This window comes from Mesorhizobium sp. M0292 (assembly GCF_040321695.1).
Lineage (GTDB): Bacteria > Pseudomonadota > Alphaproteobacteria > Rhizobiales > Rhizobiaceae > Mesorhizobium.
Genome location: NZ_JAMYSB010000020.1, coordinates 32707 through 55900, shown reverse-complemented (window position 1 = coordinate 55900; position 23194 = coordinate 32707). Strand labels below are relative to the sequence as shown.

General features: G+C 63.4%; 23 protein-coding genes. 14 read left to right on the top strand and 9 right to left on the bottom strand.

All coding sequences use genetic code 11. The annotated features are described in order from the left end of the window. From NKI96_RS24875 to NKI96_RS24865, 3 genes are all read right to left on the bottom strand, one after another. Complete coding sequence (locus tag NKI96_RS24875) at positions 1–906, bottom strand: carbohydrate ABC transporter permease (protein WP_023682997.1); 906 nt, start codon at positions 904–906, stop codon at positions 1–3. A gap of 68 nt (positions 907–974) precedes the next feature. Next, complete coding sequence (locus NKI96_RS24870) at positions 975–2291, bottom strand: ABC transporter substrate-binding protein (RefSeq protein ID WP_023669849.1); 1317 nt, start codon at positions 2289–2291, stop codon at positions 975–977. A 359-nt stretch (positions 2292–2650) separates the two neighbouring features. Next, the gene (locus NKI96_RS24865; RefSeq protein ID WP_023704248.1) at positions 2651–3334 is read right to left on the bottom strand and encodes a TetR/AcrR family transcriptional regulator; all 684 of its coding nucleotides are present in this window, start codon (positions 3332–3334) and stop codon (positions 2651–2653) included. 111 nt (positions 3335–3445) lie between these two features. On the opposite strand from NKI96_RS24865, the gene NKI96_RS24860 reads away from it, so the two are divergent. From NKI96_RS24860 to NKI96_RS24850, 3 genes are read left to right on the top strand one after another with little or no spacing between them, the layout of a single operon-like run. Next, positions 3446–4642 (top strand): Tm-1-like ATP-binding domain-containing protein, encoded by a 1197-nt coding sequence (locus NKI96_RS24860; RefSeq protein WP_023754223.1) that lies wholly within the window; start codon positions 3446–3448, stop codon positions 4640–4642. 10 nt (positions 4643–4652) lie between these two features. Beyond that, complete coding sequence (locus NKI96_RS24855; protein WP_352791265.1) at positions 4653–5507, top strand: phosphoenolpyruvate hydrolase family protein; 855 nt, start codon at positions 4653–4655, stop codon at positions 5505–5507. A 4-nt stretch (positions 5508–5511) separates the two neighbouring features. After that, on the top strand, positions 5512–5928 hold the full coding sequence (locus NKI96_RS24850) for a cupin domain-containing protein (RefSeq protein ID WP_023753232.1): 417 nt from the start codon (positions 5512–5514) through the stop codon (positions 5926–5928). Positions 5929–6097: 169 nt separating this feature from the next. Here the strand turns inward: NKI96_RS24850 and NKI96_RS24845 are convergent, their stop codons facing one another. Beyond that, a complete protein-coding gene (locus NKI96_RS24845; protein ID WP_352537066.1) occupies positions 6098–7288 on the bottom strand; it encodes a M24 family metallopeptidase in 1191 nt (396 codons plus the stop codon). 363 nt (positions 7289–7651) lie between these two features. Here NKI96_RS24845 and NKI96_RS24840 point away from each other — a divergent pair, with 363 nt between their 5' ends. The 6 genes from NKI96_RS24840 (at position 7652) to NKI96_RS24815 (ending at position 13519) form a co-directional block, all read left to right on the top strand. Then, positions 7652–9256 carry an ABC transporter substrate-binding protein gene (locus NKI96_RS24840; protein WP_352806746.1) on the top strand — a complete coding sequence of 535 codons (1605 nt, stop codon included), beginning with the start codon at positions 7652–7654 and terminating at the stop codon, positions 9254–9256. A gap of 110 nt (positions 9257–9366) precedes the next feature. Then, complete coding sequence (locus tag NKI96_RS24835) at positions 9367–10353, top strand: ABC transporter permease (protein WP_352806744.1); 987 nt, start codon at positions 9367–9369, stop codon at positions 10351–10353. Continuing rightward, positions 10350–11180 (top strand): ABC transporter permease, encoded by an 831-nt coding sequence (locus NKI96_RS24830; protein ID WP_023735154.1) that lies wholly within the window; start codon positions 10350–10352, stop codon positions 11178–11180. The genes NKI96_RS24835 and NKI96_RS24830 overlap by 4 nt, the downstream gene beginning before the upstream one ends. Next, positions 11177–12178: an ABC transporter ATP-binding protein gene (locus NKI96_RS24825; protein ID WP_023820484.1), complete on the top strand. Its 1002-nt coding sequence runs from the start codon at positions 11177–11179 to the stop codon at positions 12176–12178. The genes NKI96_RS24830 and NKI96_RS24825 overlap by 4 nt, the downstream gene beginning before the upstream one ends. Continuing rightward, entirely contained in the window at positions 12175–12951 is a 777-nt protein-coding gene (locus NKI96_RS24820; protein WP_352806741.1) for an ATP-binding cassette domain-containing protein, read from the top strand. The genes NKI96_RS24825 and NKI96_RS24820 overlap by 4 nt, the downstream gene beginning before the upstream one ends. Positions 12952–13009: 58 nt before the next feature. After that, positions 13010–13519, top strand: coding sequence for an L-2-amino-thiazoline-4-carboxylic acid hydrolase (locus tag NKI96_RS24815; protein ID WP_023704257.1), 510 nt, complete (start codon positions 13010–13012; stop codon positions 13517–13519). 10 nt (positions 13520–13529) lie between these two features. Here NKI96_RS24815 and NKI96_RS24810 read toward each other — a convergent pair whose 3' ends face one another. From NKI96_RS24810 to NKI96_RS24790, 5 genes are read right to left on the bottom strand one after another with little or no spacing between them, the layout of a single operon-like run. Next, positions 13530–14312 carry a DeoR/GlpR family DNA-binding transcription regulator gene (locus NKI96_RS24810; protein ID WP_023820483.1) on the bottom strand — a complete coding sequence of 261 codons (783 nt, stop codon included), beginning with the start codon at positions 14310–14312 and terminating at the stop codon, positions 13530–13532. Positions 14313–14314: 2 nt separating this feature from the next. After that, positions 14315–15118: an HAD-IIB family hydrolase gene (locus tag NKI96_RS24805; RefSeq protein ID WP_023820482.1), complete on the bottom strand. Its 804-nt coding sequence runs from the start codon at positions 15116–15118 to the stop codon at positions 14315–14317. A 7-nt stretch (positions 15119–15125) separates the two neighbouring features. Further along, positions 15126–16418 (bottom strand): iron-containing alcohol dehydrogenase, encoded by a 1293-nt coding sequence (locus tag NKI96_RS24800; protein WP_081731197.1) that lies wholly within the window; start codon positions 16416–16418, stop codon positions 15126–15128. A 14-nt stretch (positions 16419–16432) separates the two neighbouring features. Beyond that, on the bottom strand, positions 16433–17890 hold the full coding sequence (locus NKI96_RS24795; protein WP_352806738.1) for a xylulokinase: 1458 nt from the start codon (positions 17888–17890) through the stop codon (positions 16433–16435). Continuing rightward, positions 17890–18567 (bottom strand): beta/alpha barrel domain-containing protein, encoded by a 678-nt coding sequence (locus tag NKI96_RS24790; protein WP_023820479.1) that lies wholly within the window; start codon positions 18565–18567, stop codon positions 17890–17892. Before NKI96_RS24790 ends, NKI96_RS24795 begins: the two co-directional genes overlap by 1 nt. Before the next feature lie 237 nt (positions 18568–18804). On the opposite strand from NKI96_RS24790, the gene NKI96_RS24785 reads away from it, so the two are divergent. The 5 genes from NKI96_RS24785 (at position 18805) to NKI96_RS24765 (ending at position 23191) form a co-directional block, all read left to right on the top strand. Continuing rightward, complete coding sequence (locus NKI96_RS24785; RefSeq protein WP_023826303.1) at positions 18805–20118, top strand: ABC transporter substrate-binding protein; 1314 nt, start codon at positions 18805–18807, stop codon at positions 20116–20118. A gap of 67 nt (positions 20119–20185) precedes the next feature. Next, the gene (locus NKI96_RS24780) at positions 20186–21118 is read left to right on the top strand and encodes a carbohydrate ABC transporter permease (RefSeq protein WP_352806734.1); all 933 of its coding nucleotides are present in this window, start codon (positions 20186–20188) and stop codon (positions 21116–21118) included. A gap of 10 nt (positions 21119–21128) precedes the next feature. Beyond that, positions 21129–21962, top strand: a complete 834-nt coding sequence (locus NKI96_RS24775) for a carbohydrate ABC transporter permease (protein ID WP_352806731.1) — start codon at positions 21129–21131, stop codon at positions 21960–21962. Between the two features lie 12 nt (positions 21963–21974). Beyond that, positions 21975–23030 carry an ABC transporter ATP-binding protein gene (locus tag NKI96_RS24770; RefSeq protein WP_352806728.1) on the top strand — a complete coding sequence of 352 codons (1056 nt, stop codon included), beginning with the start codon at positions 21975–21977 and terminating at the stop codon, positions 23028–23030. After that, positions 23027–23191, top strand: coding sequence for a hypothetical protein (locus tag NKI96_RS24765; RefSeq protein WP_023714150.1), 165 nt, complete (start codon positions 23027–23029; stop codon positions 23189–23191). Before NKI96_RS24770 ends, NKI96_RS24765 begins: the two co-directional genes overlap by 4 nt. Positions 23192–23194: the final 3 nt, after the last annotated feature.

The window sequence follows — 23194 nt, the reverse complement described above, 5'->3', positions numbered from 1 at the left end:
TCAGCGCTCCTTCACCTTGTTGAGGTACTTGACGTAGATGTTGGTGATGGCCAGCACCATGATCAGCACGATGTAGGCGAGCGCGCAGGAGCGCCCGGTCTGCCATTCCTGGAACGCCATCTTGTACAGCCGGATAGAGATCAGCTCGGCCGTCGGCTGGCTGGTCAGGATATAGGCGAGGTCGAAGGTCTTGAACGCTTCCATGGTGCGGAAGATGACCGCGATCATCAGGATCGGCGCGACCAGCGGCAGCGTGATGCGGAAGAAGGTGTAGAACGGTCCGGCGCGGTCGATCGCCGCTGCTTCGTAGAGATGCTTCGGCACCGCCGAAAGGCCGGCCAGCGACAAAAGCATGACGAAGGGCGACCACATCCAGATGTCGGTCAGCGCAACCGCATAGAGCGCCATCTTGGGATCCGCCAGCCACTCGAAATTGCCGAGGCCAAGCGCATAGTTGATGACCCCCCATGACGGATCATAGAGCAGTTTCCAGAACAGACCGACGACGGCCATCGACAGCATCATCGGCAGCAGCAGCAGCGTTGTGATGAGACCCTTGAGGGGAATATCCCGGTTGAGCAGCATGGCCACGCCGAAGCCGACGAGCAGCTGACCCGCGACCGAGATGATGACGTACTTCGCGGTGATGGCGAAGTTGGACCAGACATAGGGATCGTTGAGCAGGTCGCGATAATTCTGCAGCCCGACGAAATTTGCCGGCGCGTTGGTCGACGCGCGGAAATCGGTGAAGGAATAGCCCAGCGAATAGATCAGCGGGAAAATGTTGAAGACGATCAGGAACAGGATCGTCGGGATTATGAAGAGGTTGCGGATCGACATGTCGCTCAAGCCGCGTGCAGCGGCCCGCGAGGAAGTGTCCAGCGTGGTGATCATCGTGGTCGCCAAGACCCTGCTCCCGTTTCGGAAAAAAAGAACGGAGGAGGCACGGATGCCTCCTCCGCGAGAAAAGCTGCTTATTGGCCGCGGCCGTATTTCTTGAACGTCGCGTTCCAGTCGCCTGCGAGCGCGTCCAGCGTTTCCTTGGCGGTGCCTTCGCCGCCGATCATGTAGGGATAGACGCGCTGGTTGAGCTGCTGCAGCAGTTCGGCATATTCCGGCACCGCCCAGAAGTCCTTCACCTTGAACATGGTCTCGTAGAAGGCCTTGTTGTACGGCGTGGCGTTCTGGAATTCCTCCGACTTGAGCACGGCGGCGCTGCAGGTGTAGCCGCCGAGCGCTGCCCACTTCTTCTGGGTCTCGTCCTTGATGAACCATTCAAGGAACTTCGTCGCCTCTTCCTGCTTCTTGGAGTAGGAGACGATGGAGATGCCCTGACCGCCGAGTGCGGCGAACTGATCGCCGTTCGGGCCTGGAGGATTGGCGAAGAAGCCGGTGTTCTTGGCGTTCGGGTTCGACGCCTCGTTGATCAGCGAGGGGAAGAACGCGAAGTAGTTCATGCTCATCGCGGCCAGGTTTTCGGTGATCGCCTGGTTGTCCTCGACGAAGAACGACTTGGCCCAGCCCGGAGGCGTGAACGTGTAGAGTTCCTTGTAGGCGTCGAGTGCGGCGATTGCCTTGTCGGAGTTGATGAAGCCGTCGACCTTGTAGGTCTTGTAGTCACCCAGTTCGCCGCCGAAGGAGAACAGCGCGTTTTCGAAGCCCATCGCCATCGCGTCATAGGAATTGTCGGTGTAGATGGCGATGCCGTATCGCTTCTGATCCGGCCGATAGAAGAACTCCGCGATGTCGCGCAGCGCCTTGAAATCCTTCGGCACGTCGAGATCGTAGCCGTACTTGGCCTTGAAGGCTTCCTTTTCCTTCGGGTCCTCGAACCAGTCCTTGCGATAGGACCAGCCGACAGCGTCGCCTTCGAGCGGGATCGCCCAGTACTTGCTGCTGCCGCCCGGATATTCGGCGTAATATTTCACCGTTGCCGGCGCCATCACTTCGCCAAGCTTGTGCTTGTTGAAGAAGTCGGTCAGGTCGACATAGTGGCCGCCGGTCGAGCCGGCGCCGAGCCATTGCGAGTCGCCGACGACCATATCATAGGCGTCGCCATGGGCGTTGAACTCGGTGAAAGCCTTGGTCTGGAAGTCGGACCAGGGCGTGGTTTCCACCGTGATCTTGACGCCGGTTTCCTTCTCGTACTCGTTGCCGAGTTCCTGCAGATAATTGGCCGGATCCCATTCCGCCCAAAAGATGGTGAGCTCCTTGTCCTGCGCGTAGACGGACGTTCCGCAGGCAAGTACTAAGCCGATACCAGCAAGCAGGCTGGTCATTGTCTTGCGCATAATGATTTCCTCCCTTGTGCGCATTCTACCTTGTCATGCGAGCCGGCGGTGAAGCCGGCCCTGGTAGTTCCTCCCGAGATCGCACCTTTCCGGTTCCAAGCCTCCTCGCTTTGCCGGAAATGGATCGCAGCTCTCACTTTTGATCCGCTTTTTCTGTCCTGATCTGGTATTACCAATTTTGGATAGCCGTCAAGCTCTTTCTTGGATCACCACCGGACCTTGTATAACCGGATTTTTCATGTATCCGACTGTTTTCCCTGAATTTTCCTACTCGTTGATATAGGAGAGCCTTGTTTCGGCACTGCCATCCCGGTTAACATCAATAGTGGGCATCCAAATCTGGTCGAACCAGATTGGCGCTATTTCGCCAATGCCGCCGTCGGGGCCGCATCGATTTCAGCCGTTGATTCCGCCACCGCGGCGCGCACAAGGGCGCCCGCCGCCCATTGCGCGACCGACCGCATGCCGCGGCTATCGAGCCCCCATATATCCTTCAGCACGATCAGCACTTCGACGCCGAACATCATCGACAGCGCCTGCGCCAGGCGCTTGAACTCGCGCGGCGGCAGCCGGCCCTTGAGCGGTGCGATGGCATCCTTCAGCAGCTGGACGCGATGTCCGCGCGTGAATTGCGGCTCGCCGCCCAGCGTGCCCGCCTGCCGCTGCGCCCATTGGTCGAGCGACAGTTTCAGCGCTGCCTTGAAAGTTGCCTCGAAAGCTTCGATGCGCGGCATGGCGGTATCGAACAATTCGGCAACGCGCCGCCCGGCATCGGTGGACGTCGATTGCCAGGTCAGGATCGGCCCAAGCCCCTCGTCGACCACCGCCTGCACCAGGGCTGCCTGGCTGGGGAAATAGCGATAGGCGGTGGCGCGCGACACTTGCGCCGCCTCCGCGACTTCGCTGACCGACGGGGTGACGCCCGCCTGCATCAGCCGCGTCGCCGTCTTCAGCATCAGCCGTTTTGTGCGGGCCCGTGGGCCGCGTTCTGCAGCCTCGTTGGCGTCGTCGTTCCCAGCGGCTTGTTGACGTGAGACTTCCATGTCAATACGATACGCGCGTCTCAAAAAATTGCAATGACCTTTGCCCACCGAAAGGCCGGCAAAGGGCGACAGGCGGCCCGGCGCCGGTCGGCCGGTGACGGGAGAAACGCGATGAAGCGCATCTACGTGGTGGGCACAGCCGACACCAAGGGCGAGGAACTTGCCTTCCTGGCCGATGCTATTGCCGCCACCGGCAGTTCGGTTGCCCGCGTCGACATCGGAACGCGCGGTGCCACGGTGCCGGTCGATATCCCGGCCAGCGAGGTCGCGGCGCATCATCCGGGTGGAGCCAGTGGCGTGCTCGGCATCGATGATCGCGGCACGGCAGTGGCCGGCATGAGCGCCGCCTTCACAAATTTCATTCAGTCGCGCGACGACATATCAGGCGTGATCGGCATTGGCGGCGGCGGCGGCACGTCGATCATCACTGCCGGCATGCGCGCGCTGCCGCTTGGGCTGCCCAAGATCATGGTCTCGACGCTCGCCTCCGGCGACACCGCGCCCTATGTCGACGTCTCCGACATCATCATGATGCCATCGGTCACCGATATGGCGGGACTGAACCGGCTGTCACGCGTCGTGCTGCACAATGCGGCGCAGGCAATCGCCGGCATGGCCGCCAGGCCGGCGCCGACTGCCACCGGCAAGCCGGCACTCGGGCTCACCATGTTCGGCGTCACCACGCCTTGCGTGACCGCCATCGCGGATCAGTTGCGCGCCAACTATGACTGCATGGTTTTCCACGCCACCGGCACCGGCGGCCGCTCGATGGAGAAGCTCGCGGACTCGGGCCTGCTCGCCGGCGTCATCGACATCACCACGACGGAAGTCTGCGACCTGCTGTTCGGCGGCGTGCTGCCGGCGACGGAGGACCGCTTCGGCGCCATCGCCCGCACCAAGCTGCCCTATGTAGGCTCGGTCGGCGCGCTGGACATGGTCAATTTCTGGGCGCCGCCGACCATTCCCGAGAAGTTTAGGGGCCGGCTGTTCTACGAGCACAATCCCAACGTCACACTGATGCGCACCACGGTGGACGAATGCCGCGGTATAGGCGAGTGGATCGGCACCAGGCTCGCTCGCTGCGAGGGCCCTGTGCATTTCCTGATCCCCGAAAAAGGTGTCTCGGCACTCGATATCGAGGGCGGCGCCTTCTTCGACCCCGAAGCCGACGCCGTGCTGTTCGGTGCCATCGAGCGCACCATCAGGCCGAGCGCCACACGCCGGGTCACACGCCTGCCGTTGCACATCAACGATCCGGAATTTGCCAAAGCCGCAACCGCGGCCTTCCTCGACATCGCCAGACAGTGAGAGCCAACAAATGCCCGCAATACCGCGCAAGGACATATTGAAGAAGTTCAAGGCGATGATCGCCGACGGCGTGCCCATCGTCGGGGGCGGCGCCGGCACCGGCCTGTCGGCCAAGGCCGAGGAAGCCGGCGGCATCGACCTCATCATCATCTACAATTCCGGCCGCTACCGCATGGCCGGGCGCGGCTCGGCTGCCGGCCTGCTCGCCTATGGCAACGCCAATGAGATCGTCAAGGAAATGGCCTATGAGGTGCTGCCGGTGGTCAAAAAGACGCCGGTGCTGGCCGGTGTCAACGGCACCGATCCCTTCGTCATCATGCCGTTGCTGCTTGCCGAGCTGAAGACGATGGGCTTTTCAGGCGTGCAGAATTTCCCGACCATCGGCCTGTTCGATGGCAGCATGCGCCAGAGTTTTGAGGAAACCGGCATGGGGTTCGGGCTGGAGGTCGACATGATCGCCGAGGCGCACAAGCTCGATCTTCTGACCACGCCCTATATCTTCAACCCCGACGAGGCGCGCGCCATGACAAAAGCCGGCGCCGACATTGTCGTCGCCCATATGGGGGTGACGACAGGCGGCTCGATCGGCGCGACGTCGGCCAAGTCGCTCGACGACTGCGTGGTCGAGATCGACGCCATCGCCAACGCGGCGCGCTCGGTGCGCAAGGATGTCATCCTGCTTTGCCATGGCGGGCCGATCTCGATGCCGGATGACGCCCGCTACATCCTCGACCGCTGCAAGGGCCTGCACGGCTTTTATGGCGCGAGTTCGATGGAACGGCTGCCGGCTGAAGCCGCGATCGCCAGGCAGACGGCGGATTTCAAGGCCGTCACGCCGCACGACCAGAAGAAAAAGAAGGGATGAGATCATGACCGACAAGAGCAAGGTGTTCGTATACCCGAAGGACGTGAGCGCCTTCGGCTTTGACTGGGGCAAGCTGTCGCTGACGGTCGCGCCTGAAGTGAATGGCGCTGAGCGCTTTTCCGGCGGCGTCGTCGACCTGCCCTCAGGCAAGGGCCACACCCGCCACAACCACCCCGGCGCGGAAGAAATCATCTTCGTCATCTCAGGCAATGGCGAGCAAATGGTCGAAGACGAGAACGGCAATCCGGTCGTCGCCAAGGTCGGCCCCGGCTGCACCATCTATGTGCCGGAAAGCCGTTTCCATTCGACGCTGAATACCGGCGATGGGCCGATGCAGCTCTTCGTCGTCTATTCGCCGGCCGGACCGGAACTGGTGCTGCGGGAGCTGCCGGATTTCAGGCTGATCCCGGCGGGGAAGTAATCGCGAAAGGCCCCCTTCATCCGGCCGCTTCGCGGCCACCTTCTCCCCGAGGGGAGAAGAGGCAGGAGCCAGCGCCGGCGCAAACTCCTCTCCCCTCGGGGAGAGGTCGGATAGCCCGAATTGCCCTTCGCAATTCGGATGGCAATCCGGGTGAGGGGGTAGCGCCGAGCTAGGCTATCCCACCTCTATTCCAGCCCCGCGCCCGATCCCCAAACATCACATATCCCGCATCCGTCACCGCCAACGTGTCCTCCAACTTGATGAACCCCCGCGTCGGGTGAAGCATGGTCGTCTCCACCGACAGCACCATGTTTGTCTCCAGCGGCTTGGCGGCATAGGTGCCTTCATAGGTCACCGGATGGTTGGTCATCAGGAACGGAGCCTCATGCGTGATCAGCCCCATGCCGTGGGCGAAGAAATCCGTGTAGGGCGCGACCTTGGAGGCCTTCAGCACACCCTCGGCATGCGAAATCATGTCGCCGCCGATGGTGCCCGCCCTCACCTTCGAGAACGCCGCCTGCTGCACCGTCTCGACCTCGGCCAATAGATCCTCAAGCTCGGCATCCGGTTCGCCCAGAATGCCCATGCGGCAGAGATCGCCAATATAGCCGTGATAATTGCCGCCGGAATCGATCGACAGCACTTCGCCCTTTTTCCACGCCTGCGGTGACGCCGCGCGGTTGTGGCTGGCGCCCAACGTCAGCAGGCAATATTCGAAATGCGCGCCGCGATTGGTTTCCTCACGCCGCAGCTGCTCGATGATCTCCGCCTTGGTCGTGCCTTCATGCGCCCACCGGATGGTCGCCAACATGGAATCGGTGATCAGCTCGGAGGCGATACGCAGCTTTTCCAGCTCGGCGTCCGTCTTGATGGCGCGCATGCTCTCCAGCATGCCGGTCGCGTCGATCAGCCTGGCATCCGGCAACGCCTTGCGGATCAGCGCATAGGCGTCCGACGGCAGGAAGGCCGGCTCGATGCCGAGGCGGGCGCCGGCCTTGCCGATCTTGCTGATGTGCTCGACCGCAAGATTGGCAGCATCGAGCGTGCCCCAGCAGGCGGCATGCAGCGTCGGCGTCCAGAACGGGCTGTTCTGGTGCTCGGCGCCTTCCATGCGGTTGCCGATATAGGCGGCATGACCGGGCCCGCCCTTTTCATAGAGGACGATAGGCAGGTAACGGCTATGGCCGATCGCATCCATGGCGGCAAAGAAGATGAACTTGTAGCCGCCAAGCAGATACTGCGTGTTGTGCTTGGAGGTCGCGAGCAGAACATCGATGCCGGCCTCTTCCATCAGCCGGTCGACCCTCACCTGATCGAACGGGATATTGCTGACGGCGCTCTTGCCCGGGGCGATGTTCATCTTTCTCTCCCTGATATCAGTGGGATCGCCGGCCGTACTGCGCCCAATCCCTTGGCTTCGATCAAATCTGCACCATTTCGTTAACTCTGGTCCAGCCAGAAACAGGTTAGATTGCTTCGGCAGGCTGTCACCACTCGTCATTGCTGCACACTAAGGCAATCTGGTCCTACCAGAATATCAGAATGAAAGGGCCACCTCTAAAACTGGTCCAGAGGACGAAAATTTCAAAGCCAAGCAAGGATGCGCCAATTCCGTCTCTGGCGAAACCCTTGGCAAGGGCCATAATCGCCGCGAGGATGCTGGCGGGTGCCGCCAGCTTCGAGGGGTGCGCCCATCTGGTCGCGGAGAGGACGGAGGTTGATCATGTCGGATATTTCCAGACGCACGCTGCTTGGCGGCTCAGTTTTACTGCTGGCCTCCACCGCCATGCCCACATTCAGCTGGGCGCAGACGCCGAAGAAGGGCGGCCGCCTCGTGCTTGCCGCCGATTCCGAGCCGCGCAACCTCAATCCGGCCATCGTCGCCTCCAACGGCGTCTTCTTCATCTCCAGCAAGATCGTCGAAACGCTGGCCGAGGCCTCCTTCGACGGCAAGGACGGGCTCCAGCCGCGGCTGGCACTCAGCTGGGAGGGCGCGGCCGACGGCCTGTCGGTGACGTTCAAACTACGCGAGGGCGTCAAATGGCATGACGGCAAGCCGTTCACCTCGGCCGACGTCGCCTTCTCCGCGCTGCAGATCTGGAAGCCGCTGCAAAATCTCGGCCGCACCGTGTTCAAGGATCTGGCCAGTGTCGACACCCCGGACGATCTCACCGCCGTGTTCAAATTCGCCAAGCCGACGCCGTTCCAGCTGATCCGCAACGCCTTGCCGGCGCTGTCGAGCGTGATGCCGAAACATATCTACGAAGTCGGCAAGATCGAGGACAACCCGGCCAACAACGCGCCTATCGGCACGGGACCGTTCAAGTTCGGCGAATACAAGGCCGGCCAGTATTACAAGCTGACCAGGAATGCCGATTACTGGGCCAAGGACGAGCCGTATCTCGACGAGATCATCTACCAGGTGCTGCCCGACCGCACGTCGGCTGCAGCGGCGCTCGAGGCCGAAGAGATCCAGCTCGCCGCCTTCTCCGCCGTGCCGCTCGCCGATCTCGACCGCATCTCCAAGGTGCCGGGCCTGAAGGTCATCTCCAAGGGCTATGAGGGGCTGACCTATCAGCTTGTCGTCGAGATCAACCATCGCCGCAAGGAACTGGCCGACGTGAAGGTCCGCCAGGCGATCGCGCATGCCATCGACAAGGATTTTGTCGTCAAGACGGTGTTCCTCGGCTATGCCGCTGCCGCCACCGGCCCGGTGCCGAAGAACGACCCGCAATTCTACACCGCCGACGTGCCGACCTATCCCTTCGACGTCGCCAAGGCCAACGCCTTGCTCGACGACGCGGGGTACAAGCGCGCCGATGACGGCAAGCGTTTTGCGCTGAAACTCCTGCCGGCACCCTATTTCAACGAGACGAAGCAGTTCGGCGACTATCTGCGCCAGGCGCTGGCGGCAATCGGCATCGACGCCGTGATCGTCAACAACGACTCGGCCGCGCACATCAAGGCCGTCTACACCGACCACGCCTTCGACCTCGCCGTCGGCCCGCCGGTGTTCCGCGGCGACCCGGCGATCTCGACCACCATCCTGGTGCAGAGCGGCATTCCCGACGGCGTGCCGTTCTCCAACCAGGGCGGCTACAAGAACGCCGCGCTCGACGCGCTGATCGCCAAGGCTTCGGAGACGCTGGATACGTCAGCGCGCACCGACCTCTACAAGGAATTCCAGAAACAGGTCGCGGCGGACCTGCCGCTGATCAACGTCGCCGAATGGAGCTTCATCAGCGTCGCGCGCGATACCGTGGGCAACATCGCCAACAACCCGCGATGGGCGGTGTCGAACTGGGCGGACACCTATCTGGAATCGTGACACATTTGCGCGGATGAAAGTTCGCAAAGAAATTGGTGTGAAGGCATGGCGTAGGGCCGCGTTTCGTCACACCGCACCTCTCCCGACTGGCGCAGCGCTATGCCTTTCCCATGACCCGCGCCCTCACCCTCATGCGCCGTCGCCTCGTCGGCAGCATCTTCGTGCTGCTGATCGTCATCATCGGCACATTCCTCCTCCTGGAAGCCGCCCCCGGTGACGCGGTCGACGCCTACATCGTCTCGACCGGCGGCGACGCCGGCATGATCGAATTGCTGCGTCATCGCTGGGGCCTCGACCAGTCCGAGCTGACACGGCTCGCCAACTATCTCTGGGCGCTGCTGCATTTCGACCTCGGCCAGTCCGTTACCTTCTCGCGGCCAATTCGCGATGTTATCCTGGAACGCCTGCCGACGACACTGCTCCTGATGGTGACCGCCACCGCGCTCTCCTTCGGTTTGGGCTCGGCGCTCGGCATCTACGCCGGCGCCAGACCCGGCAGCTTTCGCGACCGCTTCCTGTCGATCGGCTCGCTGGCGCTTTATGCCGTGCCGGGTTTCTGGCTTGGCCTGGTGCTAATCGTCGTCTTTGCCGTCGACCTGCGCTGGCTGCCGATCGGCGGCATCGAGAGCCTGGCCTCGGACAAGACCGGTTTTGACCGCGCCACCGACATCGCCGTCCACCTCGTCCTGCCGGTTTCCGCGCTCGGCTTCATCTATCTCGCGCTCTATCTGCGCATGATGCGCGCCGGCATGGCCGAGGCGTGGCGGCAGGATTTTGTACTCGCCGCCCGCGCCAGGGGGCTGTCACGCCGCCGCATCGTGCTCGCCCATGTCGCCCGCAACGCGCTCTTGCCGCTGGTCACCATGCTCGGCCTGCAATCGGCGCAGATGCTGGGCGGCAGCGTCGTCATCGAAAGCGTCTTTGCCGTGCCCGGGCTCGGCCGGCTGGCGCAGGAAGCGGTCGCTTCGCGCGACACGCCGCTGCTGCTCGGCATCATCCTCACCAGCGCCGTCCTCGTCATTGCCGTCAACCTTGCAGTCGACATTGCCTACGCCTTCCTCGACCCGCGCGTCGGCGCCGGCGAGGCCAGCGCGTGAGCGCGCTGCCGCGGTTCCTGCGCCGGCCGGAAGCGGTCGCCGGCGCGATCATCCTGGCGCTTCTGTTCGCCATGGCGCTGTTTGCGTCGCTGCTCTTCCCCGGCGACCCGCAGGCCATTGCCGGACCAGCACTGCTGCCGCCCTTCCAGGACTGGTCGCTGCCGCTCGGCACCGACCGGCTCGGCCGTGACGTGCTGGCCGAACTGTTCCACGGCGCCCGCACCTCGCTCGCGGTTGGCCTGGCGGCGGCAGCGGCGGCACTCTTCATCGGCGCGGTCGTCGGCACGCTGGCCGGCTTTGCCGGCGGCCTTGTCGACGAGGGGCTGATGCGCATCACCGATGCCTTCCAGACCGTGCCGAGTTTTCTCCTGGCGCTGGCCTTCGTCAGCGTCGTCGGGCCGTCGCTCGGCGTCGTCGTCACGGCAATAGCGCTTGGCGCCTGGACCGGACCGGCGCGTGTAGCGCGCGCCGAAGTGCTGTCGATCCGCGAGCGCGATTACGTCGCCGGCGCTCGCGTCATCGGCATGCATCCGCTTGAGATCGCTTTTCGCGAGGTGTTGCCCAACGCGTTGCCGCCGGTGCTGGCCTTGTCCTCGGTGATCGTGGCGGCCGCGATCCTCACCGAGGCAGCGCTGTCCTTCCTCGGTCTCGGCGACCCCAATCGCGTCACTTGGGGCGGCATGATCGCCGAGGGCCGCACTGTGCTGCGCACCGCGCCCTTTCTGTCGATCGTTCCGGGCATCGCCTTGGTGCTGACCGTGCTTGGCGTCTATCTCACCGGCGAAGGCGTGGTCGAAACGACGGCGGTGCGGAGGAGCCTGTCGTGACCGCACTGGCTGAGATACGCGATCTGTCTGTGCGCTATTTCAGCGATGGCAGCGAGGTAACGGCGCTGAAGGGGGTCAGCCTGGATGTTATTGCCGGCGAGCGGCTGGCGATCATTGGCGAAAGCGGTTCGGGCAAGAGCACGCTGGCGCTGGCGGTGGCTAGACTGCTGCCGGGGTCAGCCAAGATTGAAGGGCATGTCAAGTGGCAATTTCAGGCGCCGCGATCCTTCCCACCCCCCTCTGTCCTGCCGGACATCTCCCCCGCAAGGGGGGAGATCAGCAGCTTTGCCGACGGCTTCCCTTCTGCAACGTTCGTGGTTGGCGAAGGCGGAGATGAGAGAGCAATCTCCCCCCTTGCGGGGGAGATGTCCGACAGGACAGAGGGGGGTGTGACGGAACGCCGACCTCTCAAATTAACCGAGCCCAGCACGCTCCCCCTTCCCGGCCGCGACATTGGTTTCGTCTTCCAGGACCCCTCCGCCAGCCTCGACCCCGTCATGACCGTCGGCAAACAGATCGCCGAAGTCGCCTGCACCCACCTCGGCCTCGACTGGCCACAAGCTTACGCCAAAGCCAAAACCCTGCTCCAACGTGTCCGGCTGCCCGACCCACAAACCGCCATGCGTGCTTTCCCGCACCAGCTCTCCGGCGGCCAGAAGCAGCGCGTTGCTGTTGCCGCGGCCATTGCAGCCGGTCCGAAACTGCTGATCGCCGATGAGGCGACCAGCGCGCTGGACACCATTGTGCAAGCCGAAATCGTCAGCCTCATTCGGCAACTGGTGGCGGAGGACGGCATGACGCTGCTGTTCATCAGCCACAACATCGCGCTGGCCGCCGAACTCGCAGAGCGTATCGCTGTATTCCGGAACGCCGAACTGATCGAACTCGGCCCGACGGAGCAAATCATAAACGCCCCGCGCCATGCCTATACGCGAACGCTGCTCGACGCCCATCTCGGCCTCGACGCCGATCCGCTGCTACGACGGGCGCCGGCATGAACTTGCTCACCGTCTCCGGTCTTACCAAGCGATACCGTCGTGGCGGCAAGGCCATCGCGGCCGTCGACGGTGTCTCCTTCGCCATCGAACCCGGCGAGACGCTGGCGCTGGCCGGGCCCTCCGGCAGCGGCAAGTCGACGATCGCGCGGCTGGTGCTTAGGTTGATCGAGCCCGACGTCGGCACCGTCCAGTTCGAAGGCGATGACTTTCTGCTCTTGAAGGGTGCGGCTCTGCGCACCAAGCGCGCGCGCCTGCAAATGGTGTTCCAGGATCCGCTCGCCGCGTTCAACCCGCGCGCCACGGTGGCTCGCGTGCTTGACGATCCCTTGCGCATCCATGCCATCGCTTCCCGCGCCGAGAGGCCGGCCCGCATTGCTGCCTTGCTGGATCGCGTCGGGCTGGCAGCCGATCTCGCCCCGCGCGCCATTCACGAAATCTCCGGCGGCCAGCGCCAGCGCGTCGCCATCGCCCGCGCCATTGCGACAAACCCGTCGCTGATCGTGCTCGACGAGGCGGTGTCGGCGCTCGACGTTTCGGTCCGCGGACAGATCCTTGCGTTGCTGCTCGACCTGCAAGCCAGGGAACGGATCGCCTATCTCTTCATTTCGCACGATCTCGGCGTGGTCCGTGCGATCGCTCACCGCGTCGTCCTTCTCGACGCCGGGCGGATCGCCGAGAGCGGCGACGCCCGCACCATCATCGACGGGCCGCAATCGGCGGTCGGCAAGGCGCTGGTGGCGGCCGCGCCAAGATTGAACAGGATCCGGCCATGATCCCGCAAAGTGCAAACCCGTTTGCGGACAAGATCATGGTCAAAGGCAAGGACACATCATGACCGAACCAGAAGCCAGAGCCGAAAAACTCTCGCGCGAACTCGATTCCGCCTTCCGCAACCGCGCCGATCTCTACCGTCTGTTTCTCGACGAGCTGACCGGCGAACTCGGCGCGGAAAAGGCCGAGGCGATCATGATCCGCACCATCGAGCAGCGCGGCAAGGAGGTGGCGGCCGCCGCCTTCGCCCGTTTCGGACCTAACGACGCGCCGGCCATCGGCGAGGCATTTTTGGCCGTCAGCCCGGATGGCGGCCTGATGTATCCGACCGATGTCGAGCGCGGGCCGGACCACATCGCATTCAAGGTGAAGCGTTGTCCGCTGAAGGACGCCTGGGTCGAGGCCGGTGTCGGTGATGAAAAACTCGCCACGCTCTGCCGCATCGCCGGCGCTTTCGACCGTGGTCTGTTCGAGGCAACGGGCGTGCGCTTCGACAATGTCACCTGGACGCCGGGCCACGGCCCCGGCTGCTGCCACATCGCGCTGACCAACCGGGATGCCGCCGGATAGCCAATGCTGATCAGTCGGCGGCAAACACATGCAGCTCCGTGCCCGCCTGTTCGGCAGCAGTGCGCAGGTCGGCCTTCGGTTCGCTGTCGGTGACGATATCGGCAATGTCATCGAGCCCGCAGATGCGTTCCAGACTGCTGCGGCCAAACTTGTCGTGGGTCACCACCAGCACCGTCGACAGTGAACGCGATATCATTGCGCGTTTAACGGCCGCGGCGCCCGAGATCATGTCGCTCGGGCCATCGGCGCTTATCCCCGATGCCCCGATAATGGCGACGTCGGCATTGTAGCGGCGCACGAACTCGACCGTGTCTTCGCCAAGCACGCTGCCTTCGCGGCTGTCATAGGTCCCGGGGCAAAGCAGCACGCGGAAGGTCGGATTGGCGCCGGCCACCGAGGCCACGCCGGTGGAATTGGTGATGATGGTCAGGTCGCGCTTCAGCTGCGAAAGGTTGCGCGCCACCTCATAAGTGGTCGAACCGCCATCGATCATCACGATCTGGCCCTTCTGGACCAGGCCCGCTGCGCCGCGGCCGATGCGGGCGCGCTCCTCGACCAGGGTCAGGCCGCGCTCCGAAATCACCGGCTCTGATGTCACCAGCGAGATCGTCGCACCGCCATAGGTGCGGTTGATCAGCCCGGCATCGCCGAGTTCGATGAGATCGCGGCGGATGGTCTCGCCGGCGACGCCGATGCGCCGTGCAAGTTTGGAGATGCGGATGGACGCCGACCGGCGCACTTCCGAAAGGATAAGCGCGTGCCGCTCCTTCTTCGTCAGTCGGCCCTGATCCATGATTATTCCATTCCCTTTGCAGCAATCAGTGCGTCGGCAAGCTCGGCAAACCCTTGCGCGCCGCGCCCGCTTGTGACGAAGGCAGGAGATGCCGGAAGTTCGCCGGCGAAGTCCAGCACATTAGCGACACCGACGCTGTTGGGGAAGAAGCCGAACATTGGCGCATCGTTTGGACTATCGCCGACGAAGACAATGCTGTCCTTGTCGTGGTCGATATCTATACCGAAACAGTCCTGCAAGAATAGCCGGCTTGTCGACAGTTTGTCGTATTTGCCGAACCAGCCATTGACGTGGATGGACGAGATTTTCGCCGTCGCGCCATAGCGCTGGAAGATGCCGACGATCTTCAGAACCTCGGTTTTGGGCAGCGGCGCCACGTCCTCGCAAAAATCGATCGCCAGATCGGCCTCGCGATAGGCTTGGTCGGCCGCGACCGCCGCACCCGGAACTTCGCGCAGAACGGTTTGCTCGATCTCCTTGAGGCGCGCGGCATCGGCCTGCCGTTCGGCAGCGCTCTTGGCGTAGTGGCGAACAATCCGCTTTTTGGCGTCGTCATAGCGGAAATAGAAAGCGCCGTTCTCGCCGATCACGCCATCGACCGGCCATTGCCGCGCGATCAGGTCGCACCAGCCGGCAGGGCGGCCGGTCACCGGCGCGACAAGGAAGCCGGCCTGCTTCAGCCGCTCGAGCGCCGCATAGGCTTTTGCCGGCAGCCGTCCCTTGTCGGTCAAGGTGTCGTCGATATCGGTCAGAACGACGGCGATGTTGCGCCGGTCCAGCGCGGTGAAGTCGGCAAGCGGACGCAGCACCCGCTCAGGCTCCCGCCGCAACCGTTTCGAGCGAGGCAGCCGCGACGTCGAGCATGGTGAACCTGTCGCGGATCAGCCGGGCATTGGCGACCGCCTCGTCGTAGAAGCCAGCCGGTATGGCAACCTCCTGCGGCGTGGTCGGCGCGCCGGCGGCGCGCAGTGCTGCCGCGATCTCGCGCGCCGGGCGTGCCACCCGCACCAGCCTTTCACGATGCGAGCGCCATTGCTTGGCCAGCATGGTGTTGATGGCGTTTGCCCGTTCGCGGTCCAGCAGCTTGGGCTTGAATGCCGCCCAGCAGGAACGTCCGAGCGTTTCGCCGAAGATTTCGATGAAGCGTTCTGGCGTATCCGCGGACGGCGCGAGCTGCAGCTCCGGCAGTGCCAGCACGCGCTCCTGCAGCCGCGCCATCGTCAACGTCGTCACCGCTATGTGCTCGCCGTGATGCGCCTCGGGCAATCCCTGGCCCCGCATGTCGATATAGTGGGCGATGAGATGTTCGCCCTGACTGGCCGGATAAGAGCCGCCGCACAGTGTCATGCCGAGACCGGACATGACCAGCGTGCGCACCAGCACTTCCATCGCCTCAAGGTCGCCGGTCCCGAGTTCGCCGGCCTTGGCGATGAGCGCCTTCTCGTCCTCGGCCAGAAGCATGAACGGCGCCTGCCTGTAGGGCGTGCCGAGCAACAGATGCGCCATCAGCCAATCGGTCTGCGCGGTCGGCCGCGCCATCGAATCGCCGAAGCCGGCAGCGATCAGCCGGTGCGGCGCCCGCGCCATGACATCGAGATCAAGGAAGACGCCGACCGGCAGGCTGGCCGTCAGCGATTTCTTCAGGCCGTCCTCGGTGATTGCCGCCGACACCGAGGTGTAGCCGTTCATCGATGGCGCGGTGCCGAACACCGCATAAGGTTTTTGGGTGAGATGGGCAGCATATTTGGTGATGTCGTTGATCGAGCCAGATCCGACCGCGACCAGGCCGCTGGCGTCTTTCGTGCGTGCGATCACCGATCGCACCGCGTCCATGTCCGGATGCGGATGGCGCGGCAGGATGATCTTGTCGACATCGCTGGAGCCGCGCAGCGCAATCGACACTCTCTCGCCGAGAGCCAGCCTTGTGTCGGGATCCATGACAACGGCGAGCCTGCGGCCGAGCGGCAGTGGCTTGACCAGCGCATCGGCTTCGTCGCCGAGACCGCGCCCTATGACGATGGTCTTCAGCGGCACCGACAGCATTCCCTGGCTATCCGGGTCAGGCAGCGTGCCGGCAATAAGGCGATCGAGCATTTGTCTGGACATAGGATGCAGTCCGGTCAGTCAGCATGAAGCGGGGTCAGGGCATCGAACAAGGTGCGATACCGGCGGTAACTTCTGTCGTAGGTGGCCTTGGCGGAAGGATCAGGGTCGATCGTCTCGATGCGGCCGGCCAGCCTTTCAGCCGCCTGCTGCACTGAGGAGGTAAGGCCGATGGCTGCGGCGGCAAGGATTGCCGCACCGATCGGCGAGGCATGGGCCGCACCCGCGATCTCGACCGGCCTGCCGCTGACATCGGCACGAATTTGCGCCCATACCCGGCTGCGCGCGCCACCGCCTGAGAGCCGGATGCGATCCGTCGCGATATCGAGATCGTCCAGCCGGTCGACCACGTCGCGCATGGCAAAGGCACAGCCCTCCAGCACGGCACGGGCACAAGCGGCTTTGCCGTGGAAGGATGTCAGGCCGTAGAAAGCGGCACGCGCTTCGGCGATCCAGCGCGGCGCCATGGCACCGGACAACGCGGGCAAGAACAGCAAATCGTCGCTGCCGGCAACCACCGTCGCCGCCAGTTCCGACATCGCCGCCGGCGAATCGACGCCGAAGGTTGTTAGAAACCACGTCACCGCGCCGCCCGAGAGCCATCCGGGATTGGAGATGAAATAGCCGTCGCCGAGAAAGCCATGGGTCTCGACCAGGCCGCCGGGGTCGAGGCGAAGCGTGCCGGACACCGCGCCGACCACTTCGGCCGTGCCGAGATTGCAGGCGACGACACCGGGCACGACAACCCCGGCGCCTATGGCGGCCGAAAAATCATCGCCGGTGCCAACCGCCAGCGGCGTGCGCACAGGCAGGCCGGTGAGCTCGGCGCCGGCGTGCGTCAAGGCGCCGGCGATCTCAGATGCATCGTCGATGCCGGGCAATTTGTCTGCATCGATGTCGAAGGCCGCCAGCAGATCGCCGGCATAGTTGTGCTCCTTCAGTCCATAGAGCATGGTTGTCGAGGCCAGCGCGTGATCGATGACGGCACGACCGCACAGCGCCGCGACCACGAACGATACCGGTTGATGCCAGAGCGCCACCCGGCGCGCTTCTGGCAGGTTGCGCGCGGCCCAGCGGATTTTCGCCGCCATATGCGTGGCATCGAGGACAAGACCGGTGCGCTCGCGGATGAAGTCCGGATCGATGCCGGCGATCTCTGCCGCCGCGCGCCGATCCATCCAGATGATGCACGGCGCCAGGGCCTGGCCGCTGCTGTCGACCGCAACACAGCCGTCGAGTTGGCCGGCAATGGCAATGCCCTTGATGTCGGACGGTGCAAGCCCAGCCTTGTCGAGCGCGCCGGCAATGGCCGGCTTGAGCGCCGCCAGCCACAGCGCCGGGTTCTGTTCGGCCCAGCCGGGCGCCGGGAAGGCCGGCTGGTACAACACAGCGGCCTCGCCACGCAGCCGCAATTCGTCATCGACAACGATCGCCTTCAGGCTTTGTGTGCCGAGATCGATGCCGATGACTGGCATTAGACACGCTCGCAATCCGCGAGAACATCCCGCAGTTGCGAGAGGATAGAACCTTTCGTCGGCGAATAGGAACCGTCGAACACCGCTGTGCCAATGGTAAAAGCGTTGGCGCCGGCCAGCTTGATCGCCTTGATCCGATCGGCTGATGCCACGGCGCCGGCGACGATCAGATGCCGCGACGGACCAAGCCCGCGCCGGGCTGCGCGTACCAGTTCGGCCGGGTCGGCCTCGGTGGCGCGATAGGCGAGGATGTCGCATCCCGCACAACCCTTCTCGGCGAAGGCGCGGCAGTCGGCCTCGACATCCTCGGCCGAACCGCCGAGCTTGGTCGGATGGCCGACCGGCCGCCCGGGAAAAGGGTAGTATTCGGTGCCGCTCCCCTCCAGCAACGCCATGATCTCGTCGACCTGAGTACCACCGAGCAGGCGCTGGATGCCGAGATCCTTGGCGATGCGCGCGGAATTAAGGCAGGCCTCAGCCGCCGTCGAGACAACTTCCATGTAAGTGGTGGCGCCTGTCCGGCCAATGGCGACAGCGAGCTTGCGCAGCACATCCGGCTCGACGCCAATATCCTTGAAGCCGACATGCTTCAGCCCGACCGGCTCGATCAAATCGACCAGGTCGAGACAGTCCTCGACCGTGCGATCGTTGCGCGTCAGCATGAAGATGAAGTCCATCCGAAAGGTCCCTCGCCCGGTCGGGAAAGCCGGTTTGCTGCCGGTCTGTTAACACCTCCCAACCATTTGTTGCAAGGTGCCACATTTCGATTTGCAGTACCACACATTTTATGACAAAACGGGCGCCGGCCCGCCAGGCACGACTTCTAGGGAGAGGGAAGAATGCTCAAGCCGCTGAGACGTACCGCGTCCAGACTGCTCGTCGCAGTCGTATTTGTGTGGCCCCTGACGTGGCAAGTGACACAAGCGGCCGCGTGGGATCTGAAAGAGGCGTCGAAACCCTATAGCGGCCAGACCATCCGCATGGTCGGCGAGGCGCTGCCGCCGCTCGAAGCGCTGAAGAAGATGGCGCCGGAGTTTGAAAAACAGACCGGCATCCATGTCGAAGTCGAGATGTACGAGCACTCGGAAGCCGTCAACAAGGTGCAGCTCGATCTCAACTCGCACCGCGGCCGCTACGACGTCATCATCCAGCCGCATCGCGAACTCGGCAAGTTCGCCACCAACAACCATCTGGTCGAAATCGCCAAGATGATGGCCGACCCGGCTTTGCGCGATCCGAGCTTCGAGCCGGAGAAGCAGCTCTACCAGACCGCCTGGCACGAAATCTCCTGGTATGACGGCAAGGAGTACGGCTTCCCCTTCACAGTGCTCAACATGTTCATGTGGTATCGCTCGGACCTGCTCGCCGATCCCAAGGAGCAGGCAGGCTTCAAGGCCAAGTATGGCTACGACCTCGCTCCCGCCAAGGACTGGAAGCAATATCGCGATATCGCCGAATGGTTCTATCGCCCCGACCAGGGCTTTTACGGCACCGCCCTGCAGGGCAAGCGCCATGAGGCGCTGTGGTATGAGTGGCTCAACTTCCTTTATTCGTTCGGCGGCGACGTGCTCGACGTGAAGAGCGGCTCGGCCTGCGGCCCGGTCATCGTCAACAGCCCCAAGGCCGTCGCCTCGCTCGAATATTACAAGAGCCTGTTGCAGTTCTCGCCGCCGGACAGCCTCAACTATTTCTGGGATGATGTCATGGCGCTGATGCAGCAAGCCAAGGTCGCCGAGCTGATCATGTGGAACGACGCAACCTATGCCGTATCGGTCGACACCACGGCCTCCACCGTGGTCGGCAAGGTTGGCTTCGATCTCGTGCCGCAAGGCGACGGCGGCAAGATCGGCCAGGTCGAGGGCTGGACCTATCTCATCCCGGTCTATTCGAAGAACCAGCAGGCCGCCTTCCTCTTCGTCCAGTGGATGATGGGCTATGACCGCCAGCTCGAGCAGCATCTCAATGGCGGCGCTTCAGGTCGGCCCGATGTCTATGCTTCGGCGGAGGTGCAGAAGCTGCCCTATGCCAAGGCTTCGATGGAGGCCAACGAGCACGCGGTGCCGAAGGCGACGCTGCCGCAATCGGCCGAGATGACCGACATACTGGTGCGCGAACTGTCGTCCTACCTCGCCGGCGAAAAGGAGGCGCAGGCCGCCCTCGACACCGCCGCCACCGATATCTCGACATTGCTCGGTTCTTGCGCACCAATGACCTATCCGGCACGATAGGCCTTGAGATGTCGCGCAGAGGCTACCCGCACAAGCGGGTAGCCGTTCTTGTCCGCAGGAAACGCCCGTGACGAACCGCACTCCATCGCCGCGCCGCGGAATGCCGCTTCTCGACCGTGGGGTGGGACCGCTCTTGATACTGCCGGCGACACTGCTCGTCGTCGTCTTCCTGGTCGGCCCGTTTTACTACATGGTCTACACCGCGCTGACCGACCTCAGCTTCGCTGATGCCAGCCATGGGGGCGCCTTCGTCGGCTTCGACAATTTCCGCAAGCTGATGCGCAACGATCCATTCTTCTGGGCATCGTTCCTGCTGACGCTGAAATTCGTCATCATCGCCGTCGGCCTCGAATTCCTGCTCGGCTTTGCGCTGGCCTTCCTGATCTTCCGCTTCGTCGCCAGCCAGCGGCTTCTCACCACACTGCTGCTCATCCCGATGATGATTGCGCCGGTCGCCGTCGGGCTGATCTGGCGGCTGCTGTTGCAGGGCGATTTCGGCATGCTCACCTTCTACATGCGCAAGGTTGGCCTGCTGGCGCAGAATTCGGCGGTGCTTTCGGCACCCGACCTGGTGTTTCCGACCATCGTCGCCATCGATGTCTGGCAGTGGACGCCCTTCGTCACCCTGATCATGCTCGCCGGGATGATGAGCCTGCCGCGCGCGCCGTTCGAGGCGGCGATGATGGATGGCGCAAAACCGTTTCAGATCTTTTGCGATGTCATGCTGCCGCTGCTGCGGCCCGTCATCGCGCTGGTGCTATTGCTGCGCGGCATCGATGCCTTCAAGGAGTTCGACAAGGTTTTCCTGATGACCGGCGGCGGTCCGGGAACGCTGACCGAACTGGTGTCGATCTACGCCTACCGCGTCAACTTCCGCAACTGGGACCTCGGCTACGGCGCCGCGGTCGCCTTCATGATCTATCTCGTCGTGCTGATCCTGTGCTCCGTCTTTTACAAGGCCGTCTACTGGTCGAGCCGCAAGCAGGCGGCGGCGTTTTGAGGGCGCGGCGATGATCGATCAATCCACCAACCGCGCCTGGAAAAGCTTTGCCTGGGCGGTGTTGCTCGTCGCCGTCGTGGTGGCGCTGACGCCTTATGTCTGGATGGTGCTGGCGTCGTTCAAGAACCGCGTCGATCTTCTGTCTTCTGTGCCGAAATGGATTTTTTCGCCGACGCTTGCCAACTATCCCGCCGTCTTCATCGACAAGGAATACTGGCCGCTGGCAATCAACTCGGTGCTGATCTCGGTGTCGTCTACGGTGCTCTGCATCGTCATCGGCGCGCCGGCTGCCTACGGCTTTGCCCGCTCCAATTTCCCCGGCAAGGAAGACCTGTTCTTCTTCTTCCTGACCACGCGCATGGCACCGCCGATCTCGATCGCCGTGCCGCTGTTCCTGTTCTTCACCTCGCTTGGCCTGATCGACACCATCTACGCCGTGGTGATCGCCCACACCTCCTTCAACCTGTCGCTAGTCGTCTGGATGATGCGCGGCTTCTTCGCCGAAATCCCCAGGGAGATCGACGAAGCCGCGATGATGGACGGCCGCTCGCGGCTCGGCGCATTCTTCCTCGTCGTCGCGCCGCTGGCCGCACCCGGCATCGGCGCCACAGCGGTGCTCTGCTTCATCCTGTCGTGGAACGAGTTCCTCTATGCCTTCATCCTCGTCGCTTTCGACGGGCGGCCGCTGACCGTCGGCATACCCGGACTGGTGACGCCGCATGGCACGCTCTGGGGACAGGTCGCGGCAGTCGCGATCGTGGCAACGCTGCCGATCGTGCTTTTCACTTTCCTTGTCCAGAAACAGCTCGTCCGCGGCCTCACCTTCGGCGCGGTCAAGGGTTGAAGGGATCCTTGCATGGCAATTGTTTTCGACGGCGTCACCAAGGCCTTCCCGGACGGGACGGTGGCGCTGCAGGCGCTCGATCTTGCTTTCGAGCCCGGCGAATTCCTGGTTCTGCTCGGGCCCTCTGGTTCCGGCAAGACGACAGCCTGCCGGCTGCTTGCCGGCCTTGAACGTCCCACGGCCGGCCGCATCATGGTCGAGGGTCGCGATGTCACCGACCTGCCGCCGCGCCTGCGCGGCATGGGCATGGTGTTCCAGAACTATGCGCTCTACAGCCATAAGAGCGTCTACGAGAACATCGCCTATCCCTTGCGCATCCGAAAAATGCCGGCCGCCGAGCTTGACCGCTGCGTCCGCGCCATGGCCGAGCTGCTCGAAATCACCCGTTACCTCGACCGCCGCCCTTCGCAATTGTCGGGCGGCCAGGCGCAGCGCGTGGCTGTGGCCCGCGCCCTGGTCTGGCAACCTAGCCTCTGTCTGATGGATGAGCCGCTGTCCAATCTCGACGCCTTGTTGCGGCTCCACATGCGCACCGAGCTGAAGCGTCTGCATCGCGAGCTGAAAAAGACCTTCGTCTTCGTCACACACGACCAGGAAGAGGCGATGACGCTGGCGACCAGGGTCGCGGTGTTGCGCGAAGGCGCACTGATCCAGTACGACGACCCGCGCGAGATTTATCGGCGGCCTGCCAATCGCTTCATCGCCGAATTCATCGGCCGTCCAGCGATGAACACGTTCGATGGCGATGTCCGCGCCGGCGTCTTCCACGCCAGCGGTTTCACTTGCCCGCTGCCGGGAAAGCCTGACGGCCCGATCGTGCTCGGCATTCGCCCGGAACAGATCCAGCTGGTCGACGCCTCCGCAAGCGATGCCATCCAGTTTGCCGTCGACGTCGTCGAACCGGTCGAGCCGGACGTCCTGATCTTCGCCAAGAGCGAGGCCAACGCGCTGATCGTCAGGACTGTGAATGACGATCGCCCTTTCGATCCCGGCCAGCCGCTTTATCTACGCTTTCCGCCGACAGCGCTGCACACATTCGATGCGGTGTCGGGAGCGCGGCTGCCGTGAGCACGCTGCTCGCTTTGGTGCCGCTTGCCGCCGCAGCCTTGGTCTGGTGGCTGTTCTACAGCTTCAACCGGTCGCGGCGCTGGTTCTCGATGGGCGAACTCATCTTCTGGGACGCCATTGCACTGGTAATCCTGCAGCTTGTCTGGCTGATCTGGTTCTGAATG